The sequence below is a fragment of the Baaleninema simplex PCC 7105 genome (assembly GCF_000332355.1).
Taxonomy (GTDB): Bacteria; Cyanobacteriota; Cyanobacteriia; order Cyanobacteriales; family Geitlerinemataceae; genus Baaleninema; species Baaleninema simplex.
Window position 1 is genome coordinate 252,057 of sequence record NZ_KB235960.1, and the last position, 10,632, is coordinate 262,688.

Sequence of the window (10,632 nt, forward strand, 5' to 3'; positions counted from 1 at the left end):
AATTATAAAGTTATTCATTTTGTAAGATAGTTGTTTGAAATTTACGCTCGAAAAGTATTATTTGGAGGTTTAGAACAAATGACGATCGCGACCAAAAAACATCCAAAACAGCAAAGCCCGTATGCGTCCTACTCGGTTTATGGGATTAGCCTGCTTTGCTTTGTCGTACTAAACGTTCGACCTGCCTTCGGACAAATTCGTCTCGACGGCATCTTATCGATCGATCGTTGTTCGGAACCACAACACGAAACACCCTTAACTGAAAATCTTATCTCAGAACCCGAAATATCGTCTCCACTCGATCGCTTGTCTCCAGAAGCGTTTCAATATCCTTCTGTTTTTGGAACTCCGACGCCGCCACGCGATCGCCCACAAAACAGCGAGGATTCTAACGAACTTCCCGAACTCATAGAAGCAGAGGGATGGCGCATCGACGCCAACGGTAATATCGAACTGGTCGGCAACCAGCCTCGCGTTCAGCCGTACTTGTCACCTAGCTGTGCTGCACAGCAATGACACTGAAGAAGATCGCGGTTAAAATACGAAGGACTACATAACAACAAGACTCAAGTTGTTGTTTTTCAAGCTATTTAGGAAAGATCGATCTGCTTGTCAGTTTTCGGAGGATCGATAGAAATCCAATGCTGCCTTCAATTTACAAGCGATTATTCGCTCGATCGTTCGATTGTGATTTATCCGTGACATTAAGAAATTATTCACTTCTAATGTTACTGAATGTCACTCTAAATGTCACTCCTGCTGTCGGGCAAATCGTTCCCGACGGTACGCTTCCCAACCCGTCCCAGGTTTCAAACGAAGGTAATACCTTCACCCTCGACGGGGGAACGGAGGCCGGAAGCAATCTCTTTCACTCGTTTCAAGACTTTTCCGTCCCGACGGGAAGCGAAGCGTTTTTCAACAACGCCACGAACATTGAAAACATCCTCACCCGCGTCACAGGGGGTAATATTTCCAACATCGACGGGTTACTGAGAGCCAACGGCACGGCGAACCTGTTCTTAATCAATCCCAACGGCATTGTGTTCGGGCCGAACGCACGCTTAGACGTGGGTGGCTCCTTTTTCAGCAGCACCGCCAACAGCATCGTTTTTGAAAACGGCTTAGAATTTAGCGCCACCTCTCCCGAAACACAGCCTTTGCTTACCGTAAGCGTCCCCATGGGTTTACAATTTAACGGGCAAGGGGGAGACGTTCGGTTTCGCGGTAACGGTTACAGTTTTCAACTCTCCAGTCCGAGGGCTGAACCGGTTCTTGAATATCCGAACGTTCTGCAAGTCAACCCCGGCCAGACTCTGGCGTTCGTGGGCGGCAACGTTCTTTTAGACGGTGCGGCGCTGACGAGTGCAGGCGGACGCATTGAATTGGGAGGTGTTGGCGAAGGGTTGGTTCGTTTGGAAACTCTTCCCGACAGCCATTCGTGGAATTTAAACTACGAAGGGGTATCGGATTTTGGAGACGTTAACCTCGTCGGGCAATCGGCAGTCGATGTCAGCGGAAGCGGTGTGGGTTCGATGCAATTTGTCGGCCGGCAAATTACGCTAGACAACGGGTCGAACGCCATTCTGGAAAATTCAGGCACGCAAAGCTTCGGCGCAATGCGAGTGCAGGCGGAAGAGTTGCTGGCGTTAACGGGAGCGACTCCCGACGGGCGCGTCGTCAGTGGCATTCGGCAACGGACCTTGGGGGTGGGGGATACTGGTGATATCAACATTGCCACCGGAGAGTTAGTCCTTCGTGACGGCGCGCAAATTCTCAACAGATCCTCCCCAGGACTGGCCAACACGGGCAATATCAATGTTCGAGCATCTGGACTCGTCGAATTAGATGGTTTTGCCCTCGCTAACCCTGCCTTGACCAGTACGATTGTCATCAGGAACCTATCGACGGGTTCAAACGGCAATGTTACAATTTCAGCACGGAATATCATCCTTCGCGGTGGGGCACGCCTAGGGACTACGACTGTGAGTTCGAGTGCGGCGGGTGACGTTCTTGTCAATGTCACGGAAACCATCGAGGTAGCCGGAGTCGAACCCAGAACGTTCAGACAGAGCCAGGTGGGTTCGGTTTCGCTGAGTTCGGGACCGACGGGGAATTTAACGATTAATACCTCGAGGGCAATAGTGGGAGATGGAGGAAGTATTACTACCTCAACCCTCGGTGATGGTGATAGCGGCCGAGTCATCATCAACGCCACCGAATTTGTGGAAGTGAGCGGAAGCACGTTTGGTTCTGAGGGGATAATTCCCAGTCGAATCGAAGCCATTGCCAGGCAGGAAGATGAAGCTGGGCGACAATTTTTCGGACTTCCCGAGTTCCCCACCGGTTCTTCAGGAAACTTGGAGATTAATACGCCCCAGTTAAACGTCTTCAATGGGGGAGAAGTGACCGCTCGCAACGAAGGCCTCGGACGCGCCGGGAGTCTCCTGGTGAATGCAGAGGCCGTTTTCCTCGATGAAGGCGGAGGAATTACGGCTTCGACGCGATCGGGGGAAGGGGGAGATATTTCGCTCCGCGTCAACGATTCGTTGCAACTGCGCCACGGCAGCGAAATCAGTGCTGAAGCGGGGGGAAGTGGCAACGGTGGCAACTTGGCGATCTCTGCCGATACCATTGCCCTACTCGAAGGAAGCCGTATTAATGCCAATGCCTTTGAAGGCAGTGGGGGCAATATTGAAATTGCCACCCGAGGTCTGTTTGCCTCTTCCGATAGCCGCATCACTGCCAGTTCTCAACTCGGCGTTGACGGTATCGTGGCTGTTACTCAACCGGAAATCGATACCAGTTCGGCGTTGGTTCAGTTAAGTAGCGCTCCCATCGACCCGACGACGCAAATCGTTTCGGCGTGTTCGGCAGCTCGTGAAAACTCTTTTGTTGTCACGGGAAACGGTGGACTCCCCCCCAATCCGCTCGAGCCGTTGCAAAATCAGGCCGTGTGGGTCGATTGGCCCGATCGCTCTGAAATCACACGACTGTCTGAGGTGGACGAGCGAACTCGAGAGGATACCCCGACAGAGGTTCTCGATTCCGATCTGGTAGAAGCGAACGGCTGGAAGATCGACGGGAACGGAAACGCCGAATTGGTGAGCAGTCAGTCTCGAAATGCCTCTTTTATGCCTTTAGAATGTCTGTCCGAACGTTAAAAAAATCAATCGAGGTTTGAAACTATGTAGAAACCAAAAATTAATTTTTTAAGTTATACAAGAAAGAGTCATGCGATCGCACGCCCGACAACGAGGGAACTCAAATGAATGTATTCGCTGGAGATCGACTGTTCGATCGAAAATTGTCAGAAATCTTGAGCATTTCTGCAATTCTCACATTACTAAATGTCACTCCTGCTGTCGGGCAAATCGTTCCCGACGGTACGCTTCCCAACCCGTCCCAGGTTTCAAACGAAGGTAATACCTTCACCCTCGACGGGGGAACGGAGGCCGGAAGCAATCTCTTTCACTCGTTTCAAGACTTTTCCGTCCCGACGGGAAGCGAAGCGTTTTTCAACAACGCCACGAACATTGAAAACATCCTCACCCGCGTCACAGGGGGTAATATTTCCAACATCGACGGGTTACTGAGAGCCAACGGCACGGCGAACCTGTTCTTAATCAATCCCAACGGCATTGTGTTCGGGCCGAACGCACGCTTAGACGTGGGTGGCTCCTTTTTCAGCAGCACCGCCAACAGCATCGTTTTTGAAAACGGCCTCGAATTCAGTGCGACATCTCCCGAAGCACAACCGTTGCTCAGCGTGAACGTTCCCCTCGGCTTGCAATTCAACGGACAAGGGGGAGACGTTCGGGTTCGCGGGAACGGTTACACTCTTGAATCAACCGCGCCGTTTATGCCGCCAGTTTTGGAATATCCTAAAGCCCTGCAAGTCAACCCCGATCGCACTCTGGCTCTGGTCGGGGGGAACTTAACCCTCGATGGCGGTGTAGTTAACGCCCCCGACGGACGCATCGAGTTGGGGGCTGTGGAAACCGGCCGTGTCGGCCTCAATGCGACCCCATCTGGCTGGAGCCTAGACTACAGCGACGCATCGAGCTTTGGGGATATCCAACTGTTAAACCAAGCCTTAGCGAGTACCGACGGTGCGGGGACGAGTGCCATCCAGGTGCGCGGTCGCACGATGGAAATCCGCGACGGCTCGATATTGCAGATGCAGCATTCGGGCTCGCAACCCGATGGTACGCTCGCCGTTAACCTCAGTGACCGTCTGATTCTCAACGGCGCTTCCGGTGGTGCTCCCGGTGGTGCTCCCGGTGGTGCTCCCGGTGGTGCTCCCGGTGGTGCTCCCGCTCCCCGCCAGTCATCGGGGTTGCAAACCACCGTGACTGGGGACGGTCGAGGTGCGGATATTGAGATTTCCGCTCGTCAGTTAGAATTGACCGATGGTGGGCGCATTAAAACGACCACATTGGGAGAGGGACGGGGCGGCGATGTGCGCGTCAATGCGACTGACTCAGTGGTCATCGACGGCGATTTTGGGTTTGTGCGTTCGGGCATTGATGTGAATACAGCGGGTTTGGGACGGGCCGGAAATATCGATTTGACAACCCAACGGTTGGTTATCCGCAATGGTGGCGATTTGCGATCGTCAAACAGTGGCTCCCCTGGGGGGGGCAATTCTTCTGCCCCCGCCGAGGTATTAACAGGCTCGACGGGCGATCTGACCATCAATGCCAGCGAGTCGGTGGAAATCATAGGTGCTCCGTTTCTGTTTACGGGGATTTTTTCTGTAACGACTAATGACGGAAAAGGTGGCCGAGTAACAGTCAATACGACGCGGTTGACACTGCAAGATGGAGGAGCGACCATCTCCACAGGAACGTTGCAACGAGGAAATGCAGGAAGCTTGATTATCAATGCTTCCGAATCCGTGACTGTTACAGGGGCAAGCGAGCGTGCCCCGAGCGATATTAACTCGGGGGCGCTTCTGTTAGGCCTCCCATCTAGGCCGCTGGGCGATGCGGGTAGCGTTACCATCAACTCTCCCGTGCTGCGAGTGCTAGATGGAGGACGAGTGGCTGTGTTCAATGAAGGTCCACGAGGAGATGGCGGTACGTTACAAGTCAATGCCAACTCGATTCTCGTCAGCGATGGCGAAGTCACAGCCTCGACCGCTTCAGGAGAAGGCGGTAATGTCATTCTCAATGTGGCAGATGCCGCGATCTTGCGCCAAGGTGGGACGATCTCCGCTGAAGCTGGGGGAATGGGGAACGGGGGCAACATCAGCCTCGATACCCGAACCCTAACCCTTCTGGAAAACAGCAGCATTACGGCCAACGCTTTTGAAGGTCAGGGCGGCAATATCGAAATTTCAACCCAAGGTCTGTTTGTCTCTCCCGATAGCAACATCACCGCCAGCTCTCAACTGGGGGTAGACGGTATCGTGGCCGTTACGGAACCGGAGATCGATACCAGTTCGGCGTTGGTTTCGTTAAGCGAAGATCCCATCGATCCGACGACGCAAATTGTTTCTGCCTGTGGGGTCGCCCGCGAAAACTCTTTCGTCGTTGTGGGAAATGGCGGACTTCCCCCCGATCCCGTTGACGATTTCCTGCGGGGTCAAACGGTGTGGGTCGATCTGCGCGATTTTTCCAATTTAGAAGGAGAGAACTTATCCGAGGTCGATGGAAATGGCGAAACTGACCGCTCGGAAGCAGAGAAATTGCAAGGGGAAGCCTCTCCAGACGATACCCATTTCGAGTTAGTGGAAGCCAACGGATGGCGAGTTGATGCCAACGGAAACGTTGAATTGGTCAGTCATCAGTCTCGAAATGTCCCTTTTCTTCCTTTGGAATGTCTGTCAGAACGATAAAAAACACGCTCGATCGACGAATGGATAGGCTACTGAGGGTATTGTTTCCTTAAGTGAAGCTCTCAAGCAAGTCTAAAATGCTGTTAAGGGGGCTGTTAAGGGTGCTGGCGCTCTCTCGTTAAGGTTTTGAGTTCACGACTTTTCCAGGCAATGTCAACAATGAAAAGCTTACGTTTTTATTTAATTTTGGGGCTGACAAGCCTTTTCTTTGTCACAGCGGGCGTTCCGGGCGTAGCTCGCCTCGCTGCATCCCCCAACGCCCCAACGTCTATTGAAATCGAGCAGCAAGGACAAGCTGAAAATCTACTCGATCGCGGTCGTCAGGCTTACGAAGCCGGAGAGTTCGCCCGTGCGGCCGAACTTTGGGAAACGGCCGTCGAAACCTATCGCGATCGCGGCGATCGCCTACAATACGCCCTGAGTTCTGTCTATCTCTCCCTGGCTTACCAAGATTTGGGCCGCTGGGACGACGCCCGAGATGCGATCGCGCTGAGCTTAAACGTTCTCGACGAGATTTCGCCGCAAACTCAAGAAGTCTCCCGCGTGATAGGCATGGCCTTCAACACCCAAGGACGCTTGCTGCTCGATCGCGGCCGAGCTACCGAAGCCCTCGCCGCTTGGCAAGATGCTGAAGCGGCCTACGAACGCGCCGAAAACGAATTCGGACAACTCGGTAGCCGACTCAACCAAGCTCAAGCCCTGGAAAACATGGGGCAGTATCGACGAGCGCACGAGCTACTCGAAGAGCTCGCCGCTCGAGTTATCGAGCTGCCCGATTCGGCTTTGAAAGCGGAGACGTTGCGAAACCTGGGCGTGACGCTACAAGCGATCGGCAACCTCGATCGCTCCCAAGCCGCACTCGAGGCCAGTCTTGCGGCGGCGCGATCGATCGGCGCGACGAACGAAATCCTCGCCACCCAGTTTGCTCTCGGAAACACCGCCCGTATGTCCGGTGATGTTGCTTTTGCTCTGTCGGCGTACCAACAAGTCGCCAACGCCAGTCAAGGCAAACTTCGTCTCGAAGCTTTACTCAACCAATTCAGCCTCCTCGTCGAAGGCGATCGCCCCCGAGAAGCATTAGCTTTGTTACCCGCACTTCGCGAGGAGATCGACGGCGTATCGGCGAATCGTTCCTCAATTTACGCTCGCGTCAACTTCGCTCACAGCCTACAGAAACTTCACGCCATCGACCCCCAAGTTAACCTCCGCGAAGTCGCCGACTTACTCTCGCAAGCCGTCGAACAAGCCCGAGATCTCGACGACGCTCGCGCCCAATCTTACGGACTCGGACAACTCGGTGCGCTCTACGAAAGTCAAAACCGATGGGACGACGCGCAACAACTCACCGAACGAGCGCTGACCCTGGCTCAAAGCATCGATAGCTTCGATCTCGTCGCGCGATGGGAATGGCAACTCGCCCGCGTTCTCGTCAATCAAAACCAAGCATCAGAAGCGATCGCCGTTTATCGGAACACCATCGACGTATTGCAAGACTTGCGAAAAGACCTCGTCGCCATCGACCCGGACGTTCAATTTTCCTATCGCGAGAGCGTCGAACCCGTATATCGAGAGTTCGTCCAACTCCTGATCGTCGAAGCCGATCGTGCGGCAGGCGATCGACAACAACTCCTGCTGAGGGAAGCGCGGGAAACCTTGGAAGCTTTGCAACTGGCTGAGTTAGATAACTTTTTCCAAGAAGCCTGTTTGGATGCGAAACCGGTCGATATCGAGGAGATCGACGATCGCGCTGCCGTTCTCTACACCGTGATGTTACCCGATCGACTCGGGATCGTTCTTTCGATTCCAGGCGAACCGTTACAGCTTTACCAAAGTTTTGTTGCCCAAGCCGAACTCGAGCGCCAACTCGACCTCTTACTGCAATCGCTCAACCCCGCTTATGGGAACGAATACCGCCTACAATACTCCGAACAGATTTACGATTGGGCGATCCGTCCGGCTGAAGCTGCGTTGCAACGCAGCGATACGACAACCCTCGTGTTCGTCCTCGACGGGATGCTGCGAAACGTTCCGATGTCCGGCTTGTACGACGGACAACAGTACCTCATTGAAAAATACAACGTTGCCCTCACACAAAGTTTGCAGTTACTCGAGACGCGATCGCAAACCGAGGAACTCAATGTCATCACGGGAGGATTGAGTGTATCGCGTCAGGGCTTTCCCGCCATTCCCGAAGTGGAAACAGAGGTGAAACTCATTTCTGACGAAACGTCTTCTTTCGTGCTGTTAAACGAAGGATTTACTCGGGAAGCGCTCGTTCGAGAAATTCAGAAAAACGATTTCGATATCGTCCATCTCGCCACCCACGGCCAGTTTAGTTCTAACGCCGAAGATACCTTTCTGCTCACCTGGGACGGTCGAATTAACGTCAAAGATTTAGATACGGTCTTGCAAGCGAGCCTCTCTCGTCGCAATCTCAAACCCCTCGACCTGCTCGTTCTGAGCGCGTGTCAAAGTGCGGCCGGTGACGATCGCGCGACCTTGGGACTGGCTGGCGTGGCTTTGAAATCGGGCGCTCGCAGTACTATTGCGACATTATGGTCGGTACAGGATCGACCCACATCGATGTTGATGGTGGAGTTTTACCGACAACTCAGCCGCACCCCCAACCTGTCTAAAGCTGAAGCCCTACGTCGAGCGCAACTCAACTTGTTGCAAAGTGACGATTACAACCATCCGGCGTTTTGGTCGCCCTTCGTGTTAGTGGGGAACTGGTTGTAGTGAGAAATGGGGTGGCGTCACCGAGGATTCCGAGCCATCCCCGAGTATCGAAATGGTGTAGAAACAACGTTGCGATCGACGATCGGTACTACCAAGATCCGTCGCAGTGCTCCGCCCATAGCCGAGGGCTTGGGGGGTGGTGAAGCGACGGGAGGGAGTAGTTCGCTTAAGCCTAGGAAACAAATATTTATTTCATAGGCTATAATAATTTCATGCTAAACATGACGTGGGAATTCAAGCTAGAGCCAACTGCGGAGCAGGTTTCAGACATCGAACACATTTTGGATGTGTGCCGCAATGTCTGGAATTTTGCCCTGCGGGAACGTAAGGATTGGCTAAATTCCCGAAAGTCGCCCGTGAATGCGTGTTCCATCGTGCAGGAATACATCTGGCCAGCGGATGCACTATTTCCCAGCTATGCGCGGCAGTGCAAGTCCCTAACTGCGGCCAAAGCTGAATACCCCCGATTGAAGACTGTCAACGCTCAGGTTCTTCAACAAGTCATCCGAAAACTGGAAGCCTCCTGGGAGTCGTGGCGGTTAAAGCGTTCGGGTCTTCCACGATTCAAAAAAACCAACCGGATGCGAAGCTTTGTCTTCCCCCAGATGCTCAACGCTTCGACTCCGCTCAGCGTTGAGTCCGAGCGGAGTCGAGGACTCAAAAACTGTGTGTCTGACAAAGGGATTAAGTTGCCTCAGTTGGGATGGGTTCGGGTTCGGTGGTCGCGGAAAATTCCTGATTTATTCCAGGTTAAGCAAGCTCGAATTGTTCGCAAGGCATCCGGGTACTTTGTCGTGCTGAGCCTTCAGGCTGACGTCGATCTTCCTGCTGTAGCCCCTCACGGACATCCGGTAGGGATTGACGTTGGACTGGAGTACTTTCTTTCAACGTCTGATGGGGAACAGGTCAAGCGACCTCGCTTCTTCAACAATCTGCACCGCAAGCTGAAATCGACGAGCGACCCCGCGCCGTCGCACGGCGCTAGGGAACGCGCGAGTTGCTGCAACGCCGATTGAAGAAAAAGCAGAAGGGGTCAGCTAACTGGCTGAAACTCCAGAAGAAGATTGCCAGAGTCCATCAACGGATTGCCGATACGCGAAAAGACTGGCATTTCAAGCTGGCTCATCACCTCTGTGATGGTGCAGGGATGATTTTTGTCGAAGATCTCGACTTCCGCATCATGGCTAAGGGAATGCTGGGCAAACACACTCTAGCGGGACTTAAACGGTAAAAAAGGTAAAATAAAAGCAAAACCCTTGACTGACAAGGATTTAAGGTGGAGAGTGTCCCCATGAGAGAGACCACCCCAGCCGCTATGCCACCCTGCTTTGAGAAGTGGTGCAAGCGTTTCGACCCCGACTTCAAAACCCAAGCACAAAAAAAGGGGTTTAGACACTATTTGGGAGGATTACTCGGGGAAAGCCAGCGAAAAAACATAACTCAGATGGCAAACGACTCGGTGGGAGTGGTTTACAACCGCTTACATCATTTTATAACGGAATCCCCTTGGGAGGAGAAGCGTATTAACGAACGTCGTTTAAAGGTGGTGGACTCCTGCCATCAAACCCGAGTGGGTCGGGGATTTGCCTTGCTGCTCGATGATACAGGACATCGAAAAAGCGGCAACTTCACCGCAGGTGTGGGAAGACAGTACATCGGAGAAATCGGCAAGCTCGACAACGGAATCGTGGCGGTAACGACCCATCTCTATGATGGCAAAAAAAATTTGCCTCTGGATGTAGAAATCTATCAGCCAGCCAGTTCCTTACCCTCAGGCAAGAAAGATCCCTCTTTCAAAAAGAAACCCGAAATCGCCTTAGAATTAATTGACCGGAGTTTAAAGAGAGGGTATCGACCGGGAATCGTCCTCATGGATGCCGGCTATGGTAACAACACAAATTTTTTAAAGGGACTCGAATCTCGCCGACTGAAGTATCTAGGAGCCGTCGCCAAAAATCGGAAAATCTGGCTGAATCAATCGGGAGAAAATTGGCAAAAGATTCGCCTTGATGAATATGCCAAAAGCTTACCAGAAGAGGACTTTACGTCAGTTC

At 52.9% G+C, this 10,632-nt stretch carries 7 protein-coding genes; all 7 read left to right on the forward strand.

The window, feature by feature from the left end; all coding sequences use genetic code 11:
- Positions 1-78: 78 nt before the first annotated feature.
- Positions 79-516 (forward strand): hypothetical protein, encoded by a 438-nt coding sequence (locus tag GEI7105_RS0124665; RefSeq protein WP_144054036.1) that lies wholly within the window; start codon positions 79-81, stop codon positions 514-516.
- Positions 517-725: 209 nt separating this feature from the next.
- A complete protein-coding gene (locus GEI7105_RS32360; protein WP_017663072.1) occupies positions 726-3,161 on the forward strand; it encodes a two-partner secretion domain-containing protein in 2,436 nt (811 codons plus the stop codon).
- A 104-nt stretch (positions 3,162-3,265) separates the two neighbouring features.
- Entirely contained in the window at positions 3,266-5,839 is a 2,574-nt protein-coding gene (locus GEI7105_RS0124675; protein ID WP_017663073.1) for a two-partner secretion domain-containing protein, read from the forward strand.
- 159 nt (positions 5,840-5,998) lie between these two features.
- Positions 5,999-8,578, forward strand: a complete 2,580-nt coding sequence (locus tag GEI7105_RS0124680) for a CHAT domain-containing protein (protein ID WP_017663074.1) — start codon at positions 5,999-6,001, stop codon at positions 8,576-8,578.
- Between the two features lie 221 nt (positions 8,579-8,799).
- Positions 8,800-9,594 carry an RNA-guided endonuclease InsQ/TnpB family protein gene (locus GEI7105_RS32365; RefSeq protein WP_445958324.1) on the forward strand — a complete coding sequence of 265 codons (795 nt, stop codon included), beginning with the start codon at positions 8,800-8,802 and terminating at the stop codon, positions 9,592-9,594.
- The gene (locus GEI7105_RS41305; RefSeq protein WP_445958325.1) at positions 9,576-9,809 is read left to right on the forward strand and encodes a transposase; all 234 of its coding nucleotides are present in this window, start codon (positions 9,576-9,578) and stop codon (positions 9,807-9,809) included. The genes GEI7105_RS32365 and GEI7105_RS41305 overlap by 19 nt, the downstream gene beginning before the upstream one ends.
- Before the next feature lie 60 nt (positions 9,810-9,869).
- A partial coding sequence (locus GEI7105_RS32370) for an IS701 family transposase (RefSeq protein WP_035494008.1) occupies positions 9,870-10,632 on the forward strand: 763 nt, incomplete at its 3' end.